The 21,105-nt window shown below is 75.5% G+C and carries 17 protein-coding genes; 12 read left to right on the top strand and 5 right to left on the bottom strand.

Annotated features, from left to right (window positions below; all coding sequences use genetic code 11):
* Positions 1–12 precede the first annotated feature (12 nt).
* The 12 genes from HDA31_RS11425 to HDA31_RS11370 all read left to right on the top strand — a co-directional run bounded on the left by HDA31_RS11425 (position 13) and on the right by HDA31_RS11370 (position 15,846).
* Positions 13–1,662, top strand: coding sequence for a trypsin-like serine peptidase (locus HDA31_RS11425; RefSeq protein ID WP_178065044.1), 1,650 nt, complete (start codon positions 13–15; stop codon positions 1,660–1,662).
* On the top strand, positions 1,662–3,869 hold the full coding sequence (locus HDA31_RS11420; RefSeq protein ID WP_178065043.1) for a serine/threonine-protein kinase: 2,208 nt from the start codon (positions 1,662–1,664) through the stop codon (positions 3,867–3,869). The genes HDA31_RS11425 and HDA31_RS11420 overlap by 1 nt, the downstream gene beginning before the upstream one ends.
* Positions 3,870–3,880: 11 nt before the next feature.
* On the top strand, positions 3,881–5,314 hold the full coding sequence (locus HDA31_RS11415) for a vWA domain-containing protein (protein ID WP_178065042.1): 1,434 nt from the start codon (positions 3,881–3,883) through the stop codon (positions 5,312–5,314).
* Positions 5,311–6,426 (top strand): GlnX family signal transduction membrane protein, encoded by a 1,116-nt coding sequence (locus HDA31_RS11410; protein ID WP_178065041.1) that lies wholly within the window; start codon positions 5,311–5,313, stop codon positions 6,424–6,426. Before HDA31_RS11415 ends, HDA31_RS11410 begins: the two co-directional genes overlap by 4 nt.
* The gene (locus HDA31_RS11405; RefSeq protein ID WP_178065040.1) at positions 6,423–7,796 is read left to right on the top strand and encodes an ABC transporter substrate-binding protein; all 1,374 of its coding nucleotides are present in this window, start codon (positions 6,423–6,425) and stop codon (positions 7,794–7,796) included. The genes HDA31_RS11410 and HDA31_RS11405 overlap by 4 nt, the downstream gene beginning before the upstream one ends.
* Positions 7,797–7,816: 20 nt before the next feature.
* Complete coding sequence (locus tag HDA31_RS11400) at positions 7,817–8,140, top strand: CU044_2847 family protein (RefSeq protein ID WP_074473188.1); 324 nt, start codon at positions 7,817–7,819, stop codon at positions 8,138–8,140.
* 281 nt (positions 8,141–8,421) lie between these two features.
* Positions 8,422–9,453 carry a LacI family DNA-binding transcriptional regulator gene (locus HDA31_RS11395; protein WP_281370175.1) on the top strand — a complete coding sequence of 344 codons (1,032 nt, stop codon included), beginning with the start codon at positions 8,422–8,424 and terminating at the stop codon, positions 9,451–9,453.
* 134 nt (positions 9,454–9,587) lie between these two features.
* A complete protein-coding gene (locus tag HDA31_RS11390) occupies positions 9,588–10,871 on the top strand; it encodes an extracellular solute-binding protein (protein WP_178065038.1) in 1,284 nt (427 codons plus the stop codon).
* Complete coding sequence (locus HDA31_RS11385; RefSeq protein WP_178065037.1) at positions 10,871–11,833, top strand: carbohydrate ABC transporter permease; 963 nt, start codon at positions 10,871–10,873, stop codon at positions 11,831–11,833. The genes HDA31_RS11390 and HDA31_RS11385 overlap by 1 nt, the downstream gene beginning before the upstream one ends.
* 1 nt (position 11,834) lies before the next feature.
* A complete protein-coding gene (locus tag HDA31_RS11380; protein ID WP_219824904.1) occupies positions 11,835–12,680 on the top strand; it encodes a carbohydrate ABC transporter permease in 846 nt (281 codons plus the stop codon).
* A gap of 2 nt (positions 12,681–12,682) precedes the next feature.
* Positions 12,683–13,753, top strand: coding sequence for a glycoside hydrolase family 130 protein (locus HDA31_RS11375; protein WP_178065036.1), 1,071 nt, complete (start codon positions 12,683–12,685; stop codon positions 13,751–13,753).
* Between the two features lie 35 nt (positions 13,754–13,788).
* On the top strand, positions 13,789–15,846 hold the full coding sequence (locus HDA31_RS11370; protein ID WP_219824903.1) for a hypothetical protein: 2,058 nt from the start codon (positions 13,789–13,791) through the stop codon (positions 15,844–15,846).
* A gap of 90 nt (positions 15,847–15,936) precedes the next feature.
* On the opposite strand, the gene HDA31_RS11365 is transcribed toward HDA31_RS11370, so the two are convergent.
* The 5 genes from HDA31_RS11365 to HDA31_RS11345 form a co-directional block, all read right to left on the bottom strand.
* Complete coding sequence (locus HDA31_RS11365; RefSeq protein ID WP_178065035.1) at positions 15,937–16,839, bottom strand: ABC transporter substrate-binding protein; 903 nt, start codon at positions 16,837–16,839, stop codon at positions 15,937–15,939.
* Positions 16,840–16,871: 32 nt separating this feature from the next.
* A complete protein-coding gene (locus tag HDA31_RS11360; protein ID WP_178065034.1) occupies positions 16,872–18,359 on the bottom strand; it encodes an MFS transporter in 1,488 nt (495 codons plus the stop codon).
* A gap of 7 nt (positions 18,360–18,366) precedes the next feature.
* On the bottom strand, positions 18,367–19,386 hold the full coding sequence (locus HDA31_RS11355) for an ABC transporter substrate-binding protein (protein WP_178065033.1): 1,020 nt from the start codon (positions 19,384–19,386) through the stop codon (positions 18,367–18,369).
* 115 nt (positions 19,387–19,501) lie between these two features.
* A complete protein-coding gene (locus tag HDA31_RS11350) occupies positions 19,502–20,224 on the bottom strand; it encodes an ABC transporter ATP-binding protein (RefSeq protein ID WP_178065032.1) in 723 nt (240 codons plus the stop codon).
* Positions 20,221–21,075 carry an ABC transporter permease gene (locus tag HDA31_RS11345; RefSeq protein ID WP_219824902.1) on the bottom strand — a complete coding sequence of 285 codons (855 nt, stop codon included), beginning with the start codon at positions 21,073–21,075 and terminating at the stop codon, positions 20,221–20,223. Before HDA31_RS11345 ends, HDA31_RS11350 begins: the two co-directional genes overlap by 4 nt.
* Between the last annotated feature and the right edge of the window lie 30 nt (positions 21,076–21,105).

Here is a 21,105-nt window from a genome sequence, read left to right as displayed (position 1 = left end):
TACCATGCACAGGTGAGGGAGAATCACGGCCGTCAGCCGTGGGTGGTGCGCATCCGTGGTGGCAACGGCGTGATCCTCGGCAGCGGGACGCTGCTGGGCGACCGGCACGTCCTCACCTGCGCCCACGTCGTCGACCGCGCGGTCGGCCGCGCGACGGCGGGGGCCACCCCGCCCGCCGACCGGGTCCAGGTCGAACTGGTGCGCCTGCCCCGGCTGTCCGCCCGGTCCGCCGGGGTCGTGACCGGCGGCTGGGTGCCGGCGGGCAAGGAGGGCCAGGGCGACATCGCCCTGCTCGAACTCTCCGACCCGGTCCCCGGCCGCCCGGGCGCCGAGCTGCGGCGGCTGCCCCTGTGGGAGAAACACGTCTACGCGTTCGGGTTCCCGAAGGAGTTCCGCGACGGCGAGACCGTCCACGCCGTCCTGCACGGGGGGACGGGCCCGGCCAACGAGTGGATGCAGATGGACCCGAGCCCGGCGAGCCCCGGCCTCCGGGTGCGCAGCGGGTTCAGCGGCGCGGCGGCGGTCGACAACGAGACCGGCTACGTGGTGGGCATGGTGGTCTCCTACTACAGCGGCCCCGCCTCCGGCCGGTCGTTCATGATCCCCGTGGAGACCCTGCTCCACCATCTGCCCCTGCTCCAGACGTGGGTGGTCGGCGACTCCTCCGTCGACCGGGAGTTGACGTCGGTGGGCGGCGGCCGGGAGGACGGCGAGGTCGCCCGGCGCACGGCCGACTTCTTCGCCCGCCGCTTCGCGCAAAACGTCCTGGTGGTCGTCACCGGCCCGCCCACGTCGGCGTCCTCGGCCACCGTGCGCCGGGCCGTGGTGCTGGCCAACCGGCAACTCCGGCCGTCGTCGGTCGATCCGGCCGCCGCCGAACGGGACCCGTCGCTGCCGCCGCTGGGCAGCATCGACCTGGCGCTGGACGCCGCCGGCAAGCCACCACGGGAGCTGGCCGCCCGGATCCTGGGCTTCGTCGGCAGCACCGGGCCCCCGGCGGGCGACCTGCTCGGCGACGCGGCGCCCCGGTCGCTGCTGATCGACGGCGTGGACGAGTCGAGCGACCCCGAGGCGCTGGTCGACGACGTGGTCGGCCCGATCGTCGACCGCGCCGCCGACCGCGACCTGCGGATCCTGGTGGGCTTCCGCAGCCCCGCGGTCGGCCTGCGGCTCGCGCTGCTGGCCCGCCGGATCACCGGGCTGCACGATGCCGAGCACCTGGCCCGCGAGCACCGCCGCCGGCTCGAGGCGCGCGTGCGCGGGCTGCCACCGGAGAAGCCGCGGGCCACCCTGCTGCGGATCCGGCTCACCGCGCTGCGGGCCGCGGCCCGGGAGCCCGACCCCGGCCCGTTGCTGGAGCACCTGGCCGCCATGGAGCAGGGCACCGACCGGGCCCTGCACGAGGCGACGGCGCTGCGGCGCGAGCTGACCGCGCGGGCCGCCGAGCACCAGCAGCTGCGGGGGCTGCTGGACGCGCACCGGGCCCGCGCCGTCGCCGGCGGGCTGACCGAGCACCGGGGCATCGGGCGGTCCTACCGGCAGGCCCACGACCTGCTCTGGGCCGGCCCCTGCGACCTCACCGAGGCCGCCGACGCCGTGCACGCCTACGCCGAGGCGGTCCGGGGCGCCCTCGACGACCGGCGGGAAGGGGCGACGTCCTGATGCGCTGTGCGCGTACCCCGGGTTGTCCGGGCGTCGTCGACGCCGACGGCTTCTGCGAGGTCTGCGGCCTCGCGCCCCGGCCGGCACGGGCCACGAGGCCGACGGCCGGGGCGCCGGTCGGGACCGAGACCTGGCCGGTGGCGGGGCTGGTGTCCCTGCCGGTGCGCGACTTCACCGGCCACCGGCGCACCACGGCCGGCCTGACGGTGCCCGAGCACGAGCGGTTCTGCGCCAACCCCGTGTGCCGGCGGGAGGTCGGCCGGGGCGGGGCCGAGCGGCTCGACCACGGCTACTGCCCGCACTGCGGCACGCCCTTCGCGTTCGTCTCCGCCCTCGCGCCCGGCGACCTGGTGGCCGGGCAGTACGAAGTGGTCGGCTACCTGGCCCGGGGCGGCCTCGGGCAGGTCTACCTCGCCGAGGACGTGCACCTCGACCGCAAGCCCATGGCCCTGAAGCGGCTGATCAGCAAGACCGAGCCCGACGCCCTGGCGATCGAGGTATCCGAGCGGCAGTTCCTGACCACCCTGGACCACCCGAACATCGTCCGGATCTTCAACTTCGTCAGCGCGCCGGACCGGCTCTTCGGCGGGCAGACCAGCTACATCGTGATGGAATACCTGGAGGGGATGCCGCTGCACGAGCTCTGGCAGGCGGCGGTCGACCCGACCCGGCCGGCGGTCACGCTGCCCCTGGTGGAGATCCTCGCCTACGGTCACGAGATCCTGACCGCGCTGGACCACCTGCACGGCAAGGGGCTGCTCTACACCGACCTGCACCCGGGCAACGTCATCCGCACCGCCGACCGGGTCAAGCTGATCGACCTCGGCGGGGTGCGCCGGGCCGACGACCGGCACAGCCCGAAGGTGCGCACCGAGACCTACGGGGTGAGCCCGACCGAGCTGGCGGCGCACGGGTTCACGGTGCGCTCGGACCTCTACGCGGTCGGGGTCATGCTGCGGGAGCTGAGCCGTCCCCCGCTCGACTCCCCCGGCCGCGACACCGCCCTCGGTGCGGAGTCGTTCGGGCGGCTGGTCACCCGGGCCGCCCACCCCGAGTGGCGTCGCCGCTTCGCGTCCGCGTCGGAGATGTCCGAGCAGCTCAAGGGCGTGCTGCGGGAGCTGCTGCCGGCGCCCCCGGCCGACCGCGCCCAGGAGCCCTCCACCGTGTTCGCCCCCACGGCGGCGCTGCTCGACGCGGGGCTCGGCGCGGTGCCGGCGCTGGCGGCCTGGACGGACCCGGCCGCCGCCGAGGCGCCGCACCACGGCCGCCCGGCGCCGCCCTCGGTGGCCACCGGCCTGCCGGTGCCCCGCCCCGCGGCCGGCGACCCGGCCACCGCCGCCCTGCACCTGATCGGCGCGCTCGACCCCGGCAGCCTGCTGGCCCGGCTCGCGGCGTTCGAGACGGCCTCGGTCGAGGTCGAGCTGTCGCGCTGCCGGGCGCACCTGGAGCTGGCCGGGCCGGGGCCGGCCCAGGAGGCCCTGGAGATCGCGGCCGGGCTGCTGCGGGAGGACGCGGCCGCCGACTGGCGGCTGGTCTGGCACCACGGCCTGCTGGCGCTCGCCCGGTCCGACGTGGCCGAGGCCGGCGACCGGTTCGACCGGGCGTACGCGGAGCTGCCGGGCGAGGTGGCCCCGAAGCTGGCGCTCGGCTACTGCGCGGAGCAGCGGGGCGACGCCGGCGAGGCGACCCGCTACTACCGGGCGGTGTGGCGTCGGGACCGGTCGGCCGCCAGCGCCGCGTTCGGGCTGGCCCGGCTGCGGCTGGCCGACGGCGACCGGGAGGCGGCGGTGCAGTTCCTCGACGGCGTCCCCCGCGTCTCCCGGCACTACGACGCCGCCCAGGTCGCGGCCGTGCGGGTGCTGGCCACCCGGCTCGGCGACGACCCGCCCGGCGCGGAGCACCTCAACGAGGCGGTGCGCCGCCTCGACCGCCTGCGGCTGGACGGGGGCGCCCGGCACGGCGAGGCGCGCGACCGGATGACGGCGGTGCTCCGGCAGGCCGCCCTGGACCGGGTCCTCGCGCACGGCGCCGCCGGCCTGGCCGCCGGCGGGACGCTGGGCGACGCGCCGGCGGAGCGGTCCCTGCGGCGGCTGCTGGAGCGGTCCCTGCGGGACCTGGCCCGGCAGGCGCGCACGGCCAACGACCACGGTGTCCTCGTCGACCGGGCGAACGCGGTCCGGCCGCTGACCTTCCTGCGAGCACGGTGAGGAGCGACCCGGTGTCCAGCGCGCTCGACTTCGACCTGCGGATCGACCACGACCGGTTCCTGTCCACGAGGGACCGCCAGCTGCACGCGATCCTCACCGTCACCGCGCGGGCCGGCGCGGGCGACGCCCCGCCCGAGGTCGACGGCTCCGGCTACGCGGAGGTGGTCGTCGTCGACTGCTCCGGGTCCATGGCGCACCCGCCGACGAAGCTCGGCGCGGCCCGGCGGGCCACCGCCGCAGCCGTCGAGATGCTGCCGGACGGGGTCCGCTTCGCCGTCGTGGAGGGCACCCACGAGGCCCGGATGGTCTACCCCGCCCACCGGGGCCTGGCCGTCGCCGCACCGGCCACCCGGGACGCGGCCCGGCGCGAGCTGGGCCGGCTCGCCGCGGCCGGCGGCACGGCGATCGGCGCCTGGCTGGAGCTGGCCCGGGAGCTGCTGGCCGGGCACCCGGAGGCGATCCGGCACGCCCTGCTGCTCACCGACGGGCGCAACGAGCACGAGACGCCGCAGCGGCTGGCGGAGGTGCTGGCGGCCTGCGCGGGGCAGTTCGTCTGCGACGCCCGGGGCGTCGGCGACGCCTGGGAGCCCCGCGAGCTGACCCGCGTCGCCGAGGCGCTGCACGGCACCGCCGACGCGGTCCGCCGGCCCGAGGAGCTGGAGGCCGACTTCCGGGCGACCATGCGGGCCACGATGGCCAAGCGGGTGGCCCGGGCCGGCCTGCGGATCGCCGTGGTGCCGCCGGCGCGGGTGCTGTCCTGCCGGCAGGTGCATCCCACGATCATGGAGCTGCCCGTGACGCCGCTCGACGACCGCTCCGTGACCTGCCCGACCGGCTCCTGGGGGGTGGAGGCCCGGGAATACCACCTGTGCCTCGAGGTGGACCCGGCGGGCCGGCCGACGGGCGAGGACCTGCGGGTCGCCCGCGTCGACCTGCTGCTGGACGACGTGCCGGCCGCCGGGCCGGTGAACCTCCTGGCGCACTGGACGGAGGACCTGGCCCTGTCCAGCCGGATCGACCCGCGGGTCGCCCACTACACCGGGCAGGAGGAGCTGAGCCGGCTCATCGCCGACGGCTGCGACGCGTACGACACGGGCGACCGGGAGACGGCCGCCCGGCTGCTCGGCCGCGCGGTCGCGCTGGCCACCGCCGCCGGCGACGCGTTCCACCTGGAACAGTTGCGGCTGCTCGTCGAGGACGTCGACGCCGCCCCGGTGCGGCTGCGCGACGACCTGCCCCGGCTCGACGTGATCAGCGTGGCCGTGCGGTCGTCGGTCACGGTGCCCGGCCCGGCCCCCCGGCCGGCGTCGGGGCCCGGGCCGGCCGCCGACGCCCCGCCCCGGGTCTGCCCGGCCGGCCACCGCTCGCCGCCGGGCGCCCGGTTCTGCCAGCGGTGCCGCCACGAGTTCACCGACCCCGCCGACGCCGGCCCGGTGCCGGCGTGAGCGGCACGGCGCTGACCAGCACCACCCGGCGGACGCTGCTGCGGCTGCTGTGGGCGCTGCTCGCCGCGAACGCGGTCGCGCTGGCCGGCTGCCTCGCGGCCTTCCTCGGGGTGCAGCGCACCACGGAGGCCGCCTACGACCGTTCCGTGCCGGCGATCCTCGCCGTGTACGACACCCAGGTCGCTTTGCGGGAGGCCCACGGCGCGGCGGTGGCCAGCTTCGCCGCCGGCACCCGGCTGCTCGCCGGCCCGGGCGAGGACTACCAGAACCAGATCGCCCGCGCGGGCCAGCACCTCGCCGAGATCGCGGAGGACAACGCCGCCGGTGACGACGGCAGCCGCGACATCCAGGTCGTCGAGGCGTCGCTGGTCACCTACGCCGGCCTGATCGAGCGGGCCCACGCGCACTTCGCCCAGCCCGACGGCAGGGCGCTGGGCACCGCCGCGCTGCGCGACGCGTCGAGCCTGCTGGAGGAGATCCTGCTGCGCCTCGACCGGCTGGAGGAGAAGCAGGACGCGGCGCTGGACCGGCAGGTCGACGGGCCCTGGACGGGCCGGGCGACGATCCTGCTCTGGCTGCTGCCGGTGCTCGCCCTCGGCGCGCTGCTGGTCGCCGCCCAGCTGTTCCTGCGCCGCCGGTTCCGGCGGGCCCTGAACGCGCCGCTGCTGCTGGCCACGCTCGCGGTGCTGGCGCTGGGCGGCACCACGGCGACGAGCCTGCACTCGACCGGCCAGCTCGGCGACGCGCGGGCCGCGACGGACCGGGCCGCCGCCGCCCGGGGGGTCCAGCTGGCGGCACTGGCCGACCGCAACGCCACGCAGTTGGCCGCCCTGCTCCGCACCGCCTGCGCGCCGACGCCGTGCGCGGACACGATCGAGCAGGTCCTCGACCAGCGCGACGGCGATCCGACGCCGGCCGGGGCGGCGAACGAGATCGACGCCGCCGGCAGCACGGCGTGGCGGCACGGCCAGGACGCCACCGGGCTCGCGGCGCGGGCCGCGAACAGCCGCGGCGGCGAGGTCGTCCTGCCCACGGCGGCCCTGCTCGCCGCCGCGCTGGTGGTCGTCGGTTTCCTGCCCCGACTAGAGGAATACAGGTATCGGCAACGATGAGACGCGGTGCGCTCGCCCTGATCCCGGTCCTGCTCGTCGCCGCCAGCCTGGCCGCGTGCGCCGATCCCCCACGGGCGCGCGCCCTGAGCGTCGTCGCGTCCTGGTCGGAGGACGGCGGGGGCGCCACCGACGAGGAGCGGCGGCGCAACAGCGAGGCCTGGCCCTTCCTGGCGGTGCTGGACGCCTTCACGGCGGAGACCGGGATCACGTACACCTACCAGGGCACCCGGGACGTCAGCCAGGTGCTGCGGTCCGGGGTCGACCGGGGCCGGCCGCCCGACGTGGCGGTGCTGCCCCGGCTCAACGACCTGAAGGCGTACGTGCGCAGCGGCGACCTGTTCCCGCTCGACGACGTCGTCCCGGCCGGCGAGGCGGGCCTCGCCCCGCAGTTGCTGCGGCTGCCGCCCCCGGGGGCCGCGACCGCCCGGGTGTACGGGCTCTCCGTCGCCGTGCACGCCAAGAGCCTGATCTGGCACCGCACGAACGCGCCGGGCGGCCCCACGGTGTCGTCGCCGCCGGCGACGTGGGCGGAGCTGGTGGCGCTGACCCGCGCGCTCGACGACCGGGGCGGCGCGCCGTGGTGCCTCGGGATGGGGTCGCAGCCGCAGTCCGGGTGGCCGGGCACCGACTGGATCGAGGACATCCTGCTGCACCGCTCCGGGCAGACCGTCTACCAGCGGTGGGCGGCGGGGCAGCAGGCGTGGACGTCGCCGGAGGTGCGGGGGGCCTGGCAGGCGTGGGGCGCGCTGGTGGGGGCCGGGCGGGGCACGCCCAACCCGTTGCTGGTCAACTTCGACGTGGCGGGGCCGGGCATGTTCGGCTCGCCCCCGACGTGCTTCCTCGACCATCAGGCGTCGTTCATCGTCGGGTCCTACCGGAGGTTCCTCGACGGGCGGCCCGCAGGGTCCGCGCCGGGCCGGCCGACGCCGGAGTTCGACTTCTTCCCCTCCCCGGCGTTCGGCCCGGGGGACCCGCCGGTGCGGGAGGTCTCGGAGGACGTGGTGGGCATGTTCGCCGACTCGCCGCAGGCGCGGGCGCTGATCCGCTTCCTGGCCGGCGAGCGGGCCCGCCAGGTGTGGCGGGAGGCGAGCGGCCACCTGGCGTTCACCCTGAACGCGGCGACCGACGCGGCGGCGTATCCGGACGGCCTGCCGCGCCGCATCGCGCGGACCCTCGCCACCGGCACGCTGTGCCGGGACGCCTCGGACATGATGCCGGCGGCGATGACCGCCGCGTTCCACTCGGCCGTCCTGCAGTACCTGGCCGATCCCGCGCTGCTGGACAGCCTGTTGAAGGAGTTGGATAGCGTGCGGGACCGGACGCCGCCGCAGGAGTGGCTGGGGCTGCCGTGTCTCAGCCCGCCGGGGTAGCCATCGAGAAGGGACAGTGGATGAGCGAGGTGGTCGAGTTCGACCTCGACGGCGGGGGGACCGTGCTCGTGGCCGTGGACGAGACGCCGGGGATCGCCCCGGCGTCCGCCGCCGACGAGGTGCTCCGCCGGGCCGGCGTGAGCTTCAACAGGGCGATCGGCCAGGCGCGGGACGCCGCGTCGGCCGCGCTCACCGAGTTCCGGTCCATGGTGGACCGGCCGGACGAGGTGGAGATCAGCTTCGGGATCCAGCTGACGGCCGACGCGGGGGCGCTGATCGCCCGCACCGGCGTGCAGGGGCAACTCCAGGTGACGGTGCGCTGGCACCGGGAGCCGGGCGTCTGACGACGCCGTCGGGGGTGGCCGGCCCTGCCGGCGCCCGCACCCCGCCCTGACCTGCTCGTACGCGACGACATCGGGCCGCCCGGCGAACCGCCGGGCGGCCCTTCGTGTGCGCGGACCCCGCCCTCGCCACGCTGCGTGAGCGCGCCGGGACCGGGCGAACGGGGTCGGCGCTGGGCTTGCGCGGGCTACTAAACCGGTCTAGCGTCCCTCTCCAACGGGGGTCGTTTGTTGCATCGGTGTGAACCGAACGTTGCCGGACCAGGGCCGAGAGGATGCCGCGCGTGGGACCGAGCCGACCGACCATCACCGACGTCGCGAAGGCGGCCGGGGTGTCCAAGGGCGCGGTGTCCTTCGCCCTCAACGGGCGTCCCGGGGTGGCCGAGGAGACCCGGGCCCGCATCCTGGCCGTGGCCGCGTCGCTGGGCTGGACCCCGAGCCACCGGGCCCGGGCCCTGTCCGCGTCGCGGGCGTTCAGCGTCGGCATGGTGATCGCCCGGCCGCCCGAGCTGCTCGGGGCCGACCCGTTCTACCCGTCGTTCATCGCCGGCGTGGAGCGGACCCTGTCCGACCGGGGGCAGTCCCTGGTACTCCAGGTGGTGCCGGACCTGTCCGCGGAGGAGGCCAGCTACCGCCGGCTCGCCACGGCCGAACGGGTCGACGGGGTGTTCGTGCTCGACCTGCGGCTCGGCGACCCGCGGATCGCCCTGCTGGCCGAGCTGGGGCTGCCGGCGGTCACCATCGGCCGGCCGGACGTGCCCAGCAACCACCCCGCGCTGCTGGTCGACGACCGGCCCGGGGTCACGGCGGCCGTGACCCACCTGGCGGGGCTCGGGCACCGCCGCATCGCCCACGTCTCGGGGCCGCTGCACTTCCTGCACGGCGCCGTGCGCCGCCAGGCGTGGGAGCAGGCCCTCGCCGACGCCGGCCTGACCCCCGGCCCGTGCGTCGAGTCGGACTTCTCGGCGGCCGGCGGCGCGCAGGCCACCCGCGCGCTGCTCGCCACCGACGACCCGCCCACCGCGATCGTCTACGGCAACGACCTGATGGCGATCGCCGGCCTCTCGGTCGCCGTCCAGCTCGGCATCAAGGTGCCCGACGAGCTGTCGATCACCGGCTTCGACGACACGGAGCTCGCCGGCTACGTCACCCCCACCCTCACCACCGTCCGCACCGACCCCTTCGGCTGGGGCCGGGCCGCCGCCGACGCCCTGCTCGACCTCATCGACGGCCGGCCCGGCGCGGACCTCCCCACCCCACCCGCGCCACTGGTCGTGCGCGGATCGACGGCGCCACCACCCACCCCACGTCCCTGACCCGAGCCCGCCACACCCGACCACAGCACCGCCACACCCGACCACAGCACCCGCAGCACCGCCGCACCCGCACCGCCGACGGCCACCGGCCCGGCGGGCGGACGAACCTGACCCCGTCCCGGATCGGAGAAGACATGAGACGGACCCTTCCCGCCGCCCTGCTGACCGTCGCCCTGGCCGCCACCGCCGGCTGCGGCGGCTCCGGCGGCGGCGACGCCGGCAAGGCCAACGCCGCCCGCGGCCCGATCACCGTCTGGCTGTCCAACAACGCCGAGGAGGTCGCCTGGGGCAAGGCGATGGTGCAGGCGTGGAACGCCCAGCACGCCGACCAGACGATCACCGCCCAGGAGATTCCGGCGGGCACCAGCTCCGAGGAGGTCATCGGGGCGGCCATCACCGCCGGCAACGCCCCGTGCCTGATCTTCAACACCGCCCCCGCCGCCGTGCCGCAGTTCCAGAAGCAGGGCGGCCTCGTCGCGCTCGACTCCTTCGCCGACGCCACCGACTACATCACCGCGCGCACGGGCGCGACGGCCGAGCAGTACAAGTCGCCGGACGGCAGGTTCTACCAGCTCCCGTGGAAGTCGAACCCGGTGATGATCTTCTACAACAAGAAGGTCTTCGCCAGGGCCGGACTCGACCCCGAGAAGCCGCAGCTGGCCACGTACGACCAGTTCCTCGCCGCCGCCCGGAAGATCAAGTCCTCCGGCGCCGCGCCGGCCGCCATCTACCCCGCGCCGACAAGCGAGTTCTTCCAGTCCTGGTTCGACTTCTACCCGCTGTTCGCCGCCGAGACCGGGGGCAGGCAGCTCCTCGACGGCGGCAAGCCGCAGTTCGCCTCCCCCGAGGGGCAGCGGGTCGCCGAGTTCTGGAAGACCCTCTACGCCGAGGGCCTGGCCCCCAAGGAGAAGTACAACGGCGACTCCTTCGCCGACGGCAAGGCCGCCATGGCCATCGTCGGCCCGTGGGCCATCTCGGTCTACCGGGACAAGGTCTCCTGGGGCGCCGTGCCGGTGCCCACCTCCACCGGCGTCCCCGCCGACCAGGTGCGGACGTTCAGCGACGCCAAGAACGTCGCCATGTACTCGGCCTGCCAGAACCGGGCCACCGCCTGGGACGTGCTGAAGTTCGCCACCAGCAAGGAACAGGACGGCGCGCTGCTCACCGCCACCGGCCAGATGCCGCTGCGCGCCGACCTGCCGGCCGCCTACCCCGACCACTTCGCGAAGAACCCGGCCTACCAGGGCTTCGCCCAGCAGGCCGCGCGCACCGTCGAGGTGCCCAACGTGCCCAACTCGGTGGCCATCTGGCAGGCGTTCCGCGACGCGTACACCGAGTCGGTGATCTTCGGCAAGAAGCCGGTGCCCGACGCCCTCTCCGCCGCCGCGGAGAAGGCCGAGCAGCTCGCCGCCTCCTGATGGCCGCCGCCCACGCCGCAGCCGCCGCCACGGCCGGGCCGGTGGCCGGCGGCGACGGCGCCGGACGCCGCGCCCCGCGCGGCCGGGTGACGGCGGTGTTCGGCCGCCACCCGGTGGGCCTGCTCCTGGCCGCGCCGTACGCCGTGTTCGTCGCCGCGGTCTTCGCCTACCCGCTCGGGTTCGCCGTCTGGATGAGCTTCCACGACTACTTCTTCGCCGCCCCCGGCGCGGTGGTGGACCGGCCCTTCGTCGGGCTCGACAACTACCGCGCGGTGCTGACCGACCCGCAGGTGCGCCAGGCGTTCGGCAACATCGGCGTCTTCCTCGTCATCAACGTGCCGCTCACCGCCGGGCTGGCGCTGCTGCTGGCGGTGGCGCTGAACAGGGTGGTGCGGGCGCGGACGTTCCTGCGGGTCGCCTTCTACGTCCCGTACGTCACCGCGAGCGTCGCCGTCGTCGGGGTGTGGCTGTTCCTGTTCAACTCCGACGGGCTGGTCAACCGGGTGCTGGGGCCGCTGGCGCCCGACCCGTCCTGGCTGGTCAACGAGGGCCTTGCGATGCCGGTGATCGCCGTGTTCGTGGCCTGGAAGCAGCTCGGCTTCTTCATCCTGCTCTACCTCGCCGCGCTGCAGAACGTGCCGAAGGAGCTCTACGAGTCGGCGGCCGTCGACGGCGCGTCGGCGTGGGCCCGGTTCCGGTCGGTGACCGTGCCGGCGGTGCGCCCGGCGACCGCCCTGGTGGTCATCCTGGCCACCATCACCGGCGCGAACCTGTTCACCGAGCCGTACCTGCTCACCGGCGGCGGCGGCCCGAACGGGTCGTCGGCGTCACCGGTGCTGGTCATGTACCAGCGCGGCATCCAGCAGGGCCAGCCCGACGTGGCCGCCGCCATCGGCGTGCTGCTGGTGATCGGCGTGCTGGTGGTCTCGGCGATCAACCGGCGGCTGCTGGAGAGGGACTGACATGCCACGCACACCCAAGAGGCGACCCGTCACCGCGCTGCGCGCCGTGGCGCTGTTCGGCGGCGCGCTGGTCTTCCTGTTCCCCTTCTACTACATGTTCGTCGGCTCGTTGCAGGCCGAGCCGGACACCTCCCCGGCCGGGGCGTTCCCCACCTCGGGGCTGACCCTGGACAACTACCGGGACATCAACGCCCGGGTCGACCTGCTCGGCTCCCTGGTCAACTCGGGGATCTTCACCGGCGGGGTGATCGCCTGCACGGTCGTCTTCGGCATCCTCGCCGGCTACGCGCTGGCCCGGCTGCGCTTCCGCGGCCGGGGCACGCTGTTCGCGCTCGTGCTGCTGGTGCAGGTGATCCCGTTCCAGCTCCTGCTGATCCCGCTGTACGTGCTGATCGTGCGCGGCTACGGGCTGGCCGACTCGTACCTCGGGATGATCCTGCCGTTCGCGGTCAACACCACGGCCGTGTTCGTGTTCCGGCAGTTCTTCCTGCAACTGCCCGACGAGCTGTTCGCCGCCGCCCGCGTCGACGGCGCGGGCGAGCTGCGGGTGCTCTGGTCGGTGGCGCTGCCGCTGGTGCGCCCGGCGCTGCTGACCGTCGTCCTGCTGACGTTCATCGGCCCGTGGAACGAGTTCCTGTGGCCGTTCCTGGTGACCAAGCAGGCGGACATGCAACCGCTGGCGGTCTCGCTGGCCAACTACATCAGCAACGTGGCGGCCCGCGCCGCCAACCCGTACGGGGCGGTGCTGGCCGGGGCGTGCGTCCTGGCCGCCCCGGCGGTCGGCCTGTTCCTGGCCTTCCAGAAGCACTTCGTCTCCACCGACATCGGTTCCGGCGTGAAAGGTTGACGATGACTGTCTCCACCACCGTCCCCTACACCCTGACCAGGGTCGGCGTCGTGATGACGCCCGAGCCCGGCCAGCCGTTGGAGGCCGAGGGGGTGTTGAACCCGGCCAGCGGCCGCACCCCCGACGGGCGGCTGCACCTGCTGCCCCGCCTCGTGGCCGAGGGCAACGTGTCCCGGGTCGGCCTCGCCGAGGTCGAGCTGCGCGACGGCGTGCCGGCCGGGGTCCGCCGCGCGGGCGTCGTCCTGGCCCCCGACGAGGGCTGGGAGCGGGGCACGAACAACGCCGGGGTCGAGGACCCCCGCACGACCTGGGTGCCGGACCTCGGCAGGCACCTGATGACGTACGTCGCGTACGGGCCGCTGGGCCCGCGCCTGGCCCTGGCGGTGTCGGAGGACCTGCGGCACTGGCGGCGGCTCGGGCCGGTGCAGTTCGGCTACCAGCCCGACCTGGACACCGACCTGAACATGTTCCCGAACAAGGACGCCGTGTTCTTCCCCGAGCCGGTGCCCGGCCCGGACGGGCGGGACTGCTTCGCGATGCTGCACCGGCCGATGTGGGACCTGGGCTGGTTCCGCCCCGGGGAGGGGGTGCACCTGCCGGCCGGCGTCACCGACGAGCGGCCCGGCATCTGGATCTCCTACGTGCCGGTCGACGAGGTGCGCGCCGACGTCGGGGCGCTCGTGCGGCTGCGCGGGCACCGCTGCGTGGCCCTGTCGGAGTTCCCCTACGAGGAGCTGAAGATCGGCGCGGGCCCGCCGCCGCTGCGGGTGCCCGAGGGCTGGCTGCTGATCCACCACGGGGTCACCGGCGAGATCCCCGAGGGCTTCGACCCCACCACCCAGCGCGTCGAGTACGCCGCCGGGGCGATGCTGCTCGACCCGGCCGACCCGGCCCGGGTGCTGGCCCGCACCGCCGAGCCGATCCTCGTGCCGGAGCTGGCCGAGGAGCGCAGCGGCACCGTGCCGAACGTGGTCTTCCCGACCGCCATCGAGGAGGTCGACGGCGTCCGCTACGTCTTCTACGGCATGGCCGACTCCCGCATCGGCGTGGCCCGGCTGGACCGGCTGCCGTGACGACACCCCTGCCCCGACCGCGCCGAGGAGCCACCGTGAAGCGCCGCACCCTGATGCTGGGCGGGCTCGCCCTGACCACTCCCCTGTTCGCCGGCTCCCCCGCCGGGGCCGCCCCGGCCGCCGGGCCGTCCACCGCCTCGGGCCCGGCCGGCGGGCCGCTGACGAACCTGGCGCACCTGGACTTCCTGCGCCAGGCCGTCGCCCCGCCCGCCCAGGACGGGCACACCACCTACCGGCTCGCCGAGTCCCCCGAGGTCGGCATGCTGTGGACGTACGCGGAGCCGGGGCCGGACGGTGACCTGCGCCGCGTCGGCGGCGGCGCGTACGACGCGGCCACCGACACCTGGGGGCAGGGCGCGTACAACGCCGACGACGTGTCCCGGGCCGCCGTGGTCTACCTGCGGCACTGGGCGCAGACCGGGGCGACCGGCAGCCGGGACGCCTCCCGGGAGCTGCTGCGCGGCCTGACCTACCTGCAGACGACGACCGGGCCGCACGCCGGCAACGTGGTGCTGTGGGCGCAGCCCGACGGCACGCTCAACCCGAGCGCCGAGCCGGTGGAGCTGCCGGACCCGTCCGACAGCGGCCCGTCGTACTGGCTGGCCCGCACGGTGTGGGCGCTCGGCGAGGGGTACGCGGCCTGGCGCGCCGCCGACGCCGGGTTCGCCGGTTTCCTGCGCGAGCGCCTCGACCTGGCCGTCGGGGCGCTGGAACGGCAGGTGCTGTCCCGGTACGGCACGTTCCAGACCGTCGACGGCGAGCGCGCCCCCGCGTGGCTGATCGCCGACGGGGCCGACGCCACCGCCGAGGCGGTCCTCGGGCTGGCCGCGTACGTGCGGGCCGGTGGCCCGGCGGCGGCCCGGCGGGCGCTGCGCCGCTTCGCCGAGGGCATCGCCGCCCTGGCCGGTGGCGACGCCCGGCACTGGCCGTTCGGGGCGGTGCGCCCGTGGGCGCTGTCGCGGTCGATGTGGCACGGCTGGGGCTCGCAGATGCCGGCGGCGCTGGCCGCCGCCGGCAGGGCGCTCGGCGACCGGCGGCTGCTCGACCCGGCGGTGGCCGACTCCGCCACGTTCACCCCGTGGCTGCTCACCTCCGGCGGCCCGGACAACGGGCGGATCCCCACGCCGGTGGACCGCAGCCAGATCGCCTACGGCGTGGACTCCCGCCTACAGTCGCTGCTCGCCGTCGCCGACGCCACCGGGCGCGGCGGCTTCGACCAGCTCGCCGGGGTGGTCGCCGCCTGGTACTTCGGCGCGAACGCGGCCGGCGTGCCGGCGTACGACCCGGCGACGGGGCGCACGATCGACGGCATCTCCGGCGACGGGGCGGTCAACCGCAACTCCGGGGCCGAGTCGACGATCCACGGCCTGCTCAGCATGCTCGCCCTGGACGCCCGGCCGCAGGTGGCGGAGGCGGCCCGGCAGGGCCGGATCGTGGAGCGGGTCGGCACCCGGGTGGTCGAGGCGGAGCAGGGCACGCGCGAGGGCGGGGCCGCCGTGGTCACCCCGGCCTCGTCGTGGACCGGGGAGTCGTCGATCAGCGGCGGCAGCCTCGTGCGGATGCCCGCCGGGTCGGCCGTGCGCTGGGAGCTGCCGCCGTCGGCCCAGCCGGAGCTGGTGCTGCCGGTGGTCGACCTGACCCCGGGCGCGTCGGCGGTCACCCGCTGGGCGGGCGTGGCCGGCGACGGCCGGGAGCTGCCGCTGGGCCAGGTGCGGCACGGGCGGGCCGGCGCGCAGGGCGCCTCCCCCGCGCCGGGGGTGCTGCTGCCGGTGACCCCGTCCGGGCCGGGCGAGCTGCCACCGGGGGCGACGGCGCTGGTGGCCACGGCCGCCGGGGACGGCGCGGTGGTCGACGCGGTCATGCTGGAGCCGCTGCTGTCCCGCCTCGTCGTCGCCGGGGACGGCCACGCCACGGCGGTGCTGCGCAGCGCCGCCCGCACGCCGCACACGGCCACGGCCACCCTGCCCGGCGCGGGGCGGGCCGTCGTCGAGGCGTACGACTCGGCGGGGGTGCGCCGGTCGCGGACGGTGGTGTCCGGCGCGGCCGTGCCGGCGGCGGTGCTGCCCGGCGGCTTCACCGTCGTGCGCCGCTGACCGTCGGCGCCGCTGACCCGTCGCGGCGCTGCTGATCGTGGCGCGGGGCCGGCCCGGACGTCGTCGGCCGGGCCGGCCCCCGCACGCGGGTCAGACCGTGACGACGCGGTTGTCCACGATGGAGTCGAACGTCGACTCGGGCGCGATGAGGCCCCACTTCACCATCCACCGGTAGGTGCGCGCGAACTCGGCCTCCGGGTAGGGCTCGGGGTCGACGTAGCGCAGCCGGCCGAGCCGGAAGTCCGCCGGCTCCAGCTTCACCAGGTCCTCGGGGACCTCGGCGACGAAGTGGTGCAGGTACGGCCGGACGTCCTCGTTGATCTTCTTGACGGCCCGGCGGACGGCCCGGTCGACGGCGGCGAAGGTCTCCGGGTCGACGTCGGCGCTGGCGATCTCCGAGCCGACGTAGAACGCCTCGGTGACCAGCACGTAGCCGAGCTTCTCGGCGGCGGTGGTCCACGGCTCCATCAGGGCCACGGCGTCGACCTCGCCGTCGCGCAGCTTGCGGAACCGCTCGGCCGGCCCGCCGGCGTGCACCACCTTGATCTCGTCCTGATCGAGGAAGCCTTCGAGGGACTGGATGGCCAGGTAGTGCGAGCCGTGGTGGAAGTTGACGCCGACGGTCCGGTTGGCCAGGCCCTGCGGGTGCTTGATGTCGGAGTCGGGCCGCACGAAGATCGCCTGGCTGGCCACGGAGGCGCGCTTGGCGATGATCTGCCCGCCGCGGGTGCTGTCGTGGGAGCGGCGGATCTGCCCCCACTCGCAGGCCCGGTAGAGGGAGACGTCGCCGCTCTCGAACGGCGTGGAGATGCCGCCGAACGAGCTGACCAGCTCGTGCTCCTCGATCGGCTTGAGCACCGCGTCGTAGGAGCCGGGGGCGACCAGCTCCAGGTCGATGCCCTCCTCGGCGAAGTAGCCGTGTTCCAGGCCGACGAGGTACGGCAGGGTGAAGATGGCGCCGCTGCGGACGCTCCTGACCTTCTTGAGTGTCACCGGGGTGGTCCCTTCTGCTTCGTTGTTGTGCGTTAGCTGGCGGTTGTCGCGGTCGGTGGTGCCGTCGGCGCGTCCTCGATCCCCACCACCTCCTCTCCCGCCGTCGGGCCGGGTGGCGGCCGGAACAGCCGCCACGTCGCGTACGCGCAGTACGCGGCGGTCGCCGCCACCAGCGCGTACGCGGCGCGCAGGGCGGTGGTGAAGTCGTCGCCGGCCTCGGCGGCGACCCGGGCGATGTCGTCGGTCGGCTGGCCGGTCAGGGCCAGCACCGAGACCACCACCGCGCCGAGGACGGCGACGCCGAGGTTGGTGCCGATCTGCCGGGAGGCGCTGGTGATGGCGCTGGCCACCCCGGCCCGGTCGCGGGGCAGGCTGTTCACGGCCGTGTTGGTGGCCGGCGGGTTGACCAGGCCCATGCCTGCCCCGAGCAGGAGGTAGCCGACGAGCAGCGGGGCCAGGCCCGCGTCGGCGGTGACGGTCAGGGCGAGCAGGGTCATCGACGCCACGATCGACAGGTGCCCGACGGTGGCGGGCAGCCGGCCGCCGTGCCGGCCGACGATCCGGCCGGAGACGTTGGCGAGCACGAGCGTGCCGAGGGTGGTGGGCAGGGTGAGCAGGCCGGTGGCCAGCGGGCTGAACCCGCGCACCTGTTGCAGGTAGAACGTGTTGACGAAGGTGAACCCGCCCAGCGCCAGGTAGGCCACGACCGCGGTGAGCACCGCGCCGCGCAGCGCGGGGATCGCCAGGTGGCGCGGGTCGAGCACCGGGTCGGGGCGGCGGCGGGCGGCCGGCACGTAGCCGACGGCGGCGGCCACCGCCACGGCCACGGCGACCAGGACGGGCCCGCTCAGCCAGCCCCGGCTCGGGCCGTCGATCAGCGCGAACGTGAAGCCGACCAGCACCAGGGCAGCCAGGGTGTTGCCCAGCCCGTCGAGGCGGCGGGGCGGGCCGTCGACGACGCCCGGCGGCAGCAGCCGGGTGCCCGCGTAGAGCACCGCCGCGCCGGCCACGCCGACGGCGAAGAGGCTGCGCCAGCCGGCGGCCTGCACCAGCACCCCGCCGACGAGGGGCCCGCAGGCGGCGGAGACCCCGGCCGTCGCGCTCCAGGTGCCCAGCGCCCGGCCGCGCCGCAGCGCGTCGGGGAACAGGTTGGCGATGAGGGCGAGGGCGGGCGGGGCCATCAGCGCGCCCCCGACGCCCTGCACGCCCCGGGCGGCGATCAGGGCGGGCGCGTGCGGGGCCACCCCGCACAGCAGCGACCCCGCGACGAACACCAGCAGCCCGACCCGGAACATCCGCCGCCGCCCGTACCGGTCGGCGACCGCGCCGCACAGCAGGGTGAGGCTGGCCCGCACCAGCGCGTTGCTGGTCGCCACCCACTGGAGCTCGACCGTGCTCAGCCGCAGGTCGCGCTGCACCGACGGCAGGGCCAGGTTGAGCGCCGCGCCGTCGAGGACGCCGAGGAACAGCGTCCCGCAGCACACCAGCAGGGCGGCGCGGCTGCGCCAGGTGAGGGTCATCGCCGGCTCAGAGCTTCTCGTACACCGGCTTGTCGGCCCGCTTCTTCAGCACGCCGACCTCGATGGCCAGGTCGATCTGCTTCTCCAGGTTGGCGAAGACGGTGTCGTCCCACCCGTCGGCGTAGACGGGGGCGAGCCGGCCGGGCAGCAGCTCGATGGCCTGCTTCTCCTCGGCGGGGACGCCGTAGTCGGCGTGGTACCTGCCGATCAGCGTCGGGTCCTGCTTGATCAGCCGCCAGGCCTCCAGGGTGAAGTCGACGTACGCCTTCGCGGTCTCCCGGTTGGCGGCCAGCCAGTCGCGGCGCACGGCGGTGCCGTTGAGGAACAGCGGGCTGCTGTCGCCGGTCCCCTTCTGCCACAGCTCGCCGACGGAGGCGAGCTGCCGGTTGCCGGCGCCGACGAGGCGGGTGGCGTTGGGCTCGATCGCGATGATCGCGTCGAGGTCGCCGCGCTCGTACAGCGCGAGGTTGGCGATGGGCTGCCCGGTGAACAGCTTGAACTCCCGGTCGAAGCGGATGCCGTTGACCGCCGAGGCGAGCGCCGCCGCCCGGTAGGTGTCGCTGCTGGGCGGCTGCACGCCGACCTTCCTGCCCCTGAGGTCGGCGATGCTCTGGTACGGGCTGTCGGCCGGGACGATCCAGCGGCCGTGGTTCCACAGCGACGGCCCGACGATGACCACGTCGTGGCCGCTGGTGTTCACCTCGGTCGCGCCCAGCGGGCCGAAGGCGTAGATGTCGAGCACGCCGGTGAGCAACTGCTCCTGCCCCGCGCCGGGGCCGCCACCGGCCCTGCGGTCGAGGCGGAGCCCGTGCTTGGCCTCCAGGCCGAACTGCTCGGCGACGGAGTCGCGGATCGCCCCCGCCGTGCCGGGGCTGCGGGGCTGCACCTTGGCGCTGCGGGTGCCGTCACCGGCGGCGGCCGGCTCGTCGACGCCGCAGGCGGTCAGCAGGGTGGCCGCGCCGGCGCCGCCGGCGAGGAGCCCGGCGGCGCGCAGCAGGGATCGTCGGGTGAGGGGTGTCGTGGACACGGGGGTTCCTTCCAGGTGACTCAGGGGTGCCCCGGCTCGCGGGGTGCGGGCGGCGGGCCGGTGGCCGCGCCGGGGGTGGGGCGGGTTCAGGTGGGGCGGCTCGGGTGAGGGCGGCTCAGGTGAGGGCGGCGACGATGCGGCGGTGCACGTCGAACAGCTCGGGGTCCTCGGGGCTGCGGGGGCGCGGGCGGTCGATGCGGTACTCCTGCACCACCTCGGCGGGGCGTCCACCGAGGACCACCACCCGGTCGGCGAGGAAGGCCGCCTCCAGCGCGTTGTGGGTGACCAGCAGGCCGGTGCGCGGGGCGCGCAGCCAGAGCTGCTGCAACAGCAGCCGCAGGCGGCGGGCGGTCAGCTCGTCCAGCGCGCTGAACGGCTCGTCGAGCAGCAGCACCTCCGGGCGTACGACGAACGCGCGGGCCACGGCGACGCGCTGGCGCTGCCCGCCGGAGAGCACCGACGGGTACGACCGGGCGTAGTCGGTCAGGCCGACGGCGGCGAGGATCGGCGCGACCTCGGCGGGGTCGACGCCGGCCGCGGTCGCGGCGAGCCGCACGTTGGTCTCGACGGAGGTCCAGTCCAGCAGGCGGGGCTGCTGGAACACCATGCCGAGGCGGGGCCGCCCGCCGCCGGTGGAGACGGTGCCCGCGTCGGGGCGTTCCAGACCGGCGATCAGATGCATCAGGGTCGTCTTGCCGGTGCCGGAGCCGCCGACGACGGCGACCAGCTCGTCGGGCGCGAGGGTGAGGGAGAAGTCGCGGAGGATCTGTTGCCGCTCGCCGGTGCGCCGGTCGGTGAACGCCTTGTCGACGCCGTCGAGGCTGATCCGGACGCTCATCGCAGCGCCACCCGCCGCCAGCGCACCGCGCGGCGCTCCAGGGTCTGCAGCAGCCCGTACTCGATGACGGCCATGACCAGGGCGAAGGCGACGGTCCAGGCGAGCACGCCGGCCACGTTGTGCTGCGAGAACTCCAGGTTGAGCTGGTAGCCGACGCCGTCGGCGAGGCCGAAGATCTCGACCAGCACGATGACCTTCCACGCCATCGCGATGCCGAGGCGCGCCCCGGTGAACAGGTCGGGGACGATGGCGGGCAGCCACACGTACCGCAGCCGGGTCAGCGCGTCGAGGCGGTAGACGTGCGCCATCTCGCCCAGCGCCGGGTCGACCGAGCGGACGCCCTGCGCGACGTTGATGGTCAGCGCGGGGGCCGCCGCGAGCGCCACGGTGAGGATGGGGTTGAGCAGGCTCACCCCGAACCAGATGACGCACAGCAGTGCCTTGACCAGGCCGGGGGTGGCCAGTCCGATGAGGACGGCGGGCTCCAGGAAGCGGCGTAGCCACTCGCTGCGGCCCATCGCGATGCCGGCGGCGACGGAGACGACGAACGCCGCCGCGAAGCCCAACGCGACCCGGGTGAGGGTGACGCGGACGTTCTCCCACAGCGCGCCGCTGGCGGCGATGTCGACCAGGTCGCGGGCGACGTCGCCGAGGCCGGGGATCAGCGCGCTGCCGGAGGCGTCGGCCATGAGCTGCCAGCCGGCCGCGAGCAGGCCGACGAGCAGCAGCGCGGGCAGCGGCCGGGTGAGGCGTCCCACGACGTCGGGGGCGGGCGGGCGGCCCGGCGGGGCGGGCGACCGTCCGCCGCCGAGCGCGACCTCCTCGGCGGCGACGGGGTGCGCGACGGTCATCGAGATCCCATCTTTCGGTACGGGGGCCGC

Origin of the sequence: Micromonospora carbonacea, assembly GCF_014205165.1 — a bacterium.
In the GTDB taxonomy this organism is placed as follows: Bacteria; Actinomycetota; Actinomycetes; order Mycobacteriales; family Micromonosporaceae; genus Micromonospora; species Micromonospora carbonacea.
The sequence above is the reverse complement of the archived record's forward strand: the minus strand, read 5'-3'. Positions and strand labels throughout refer to the sequence as shown.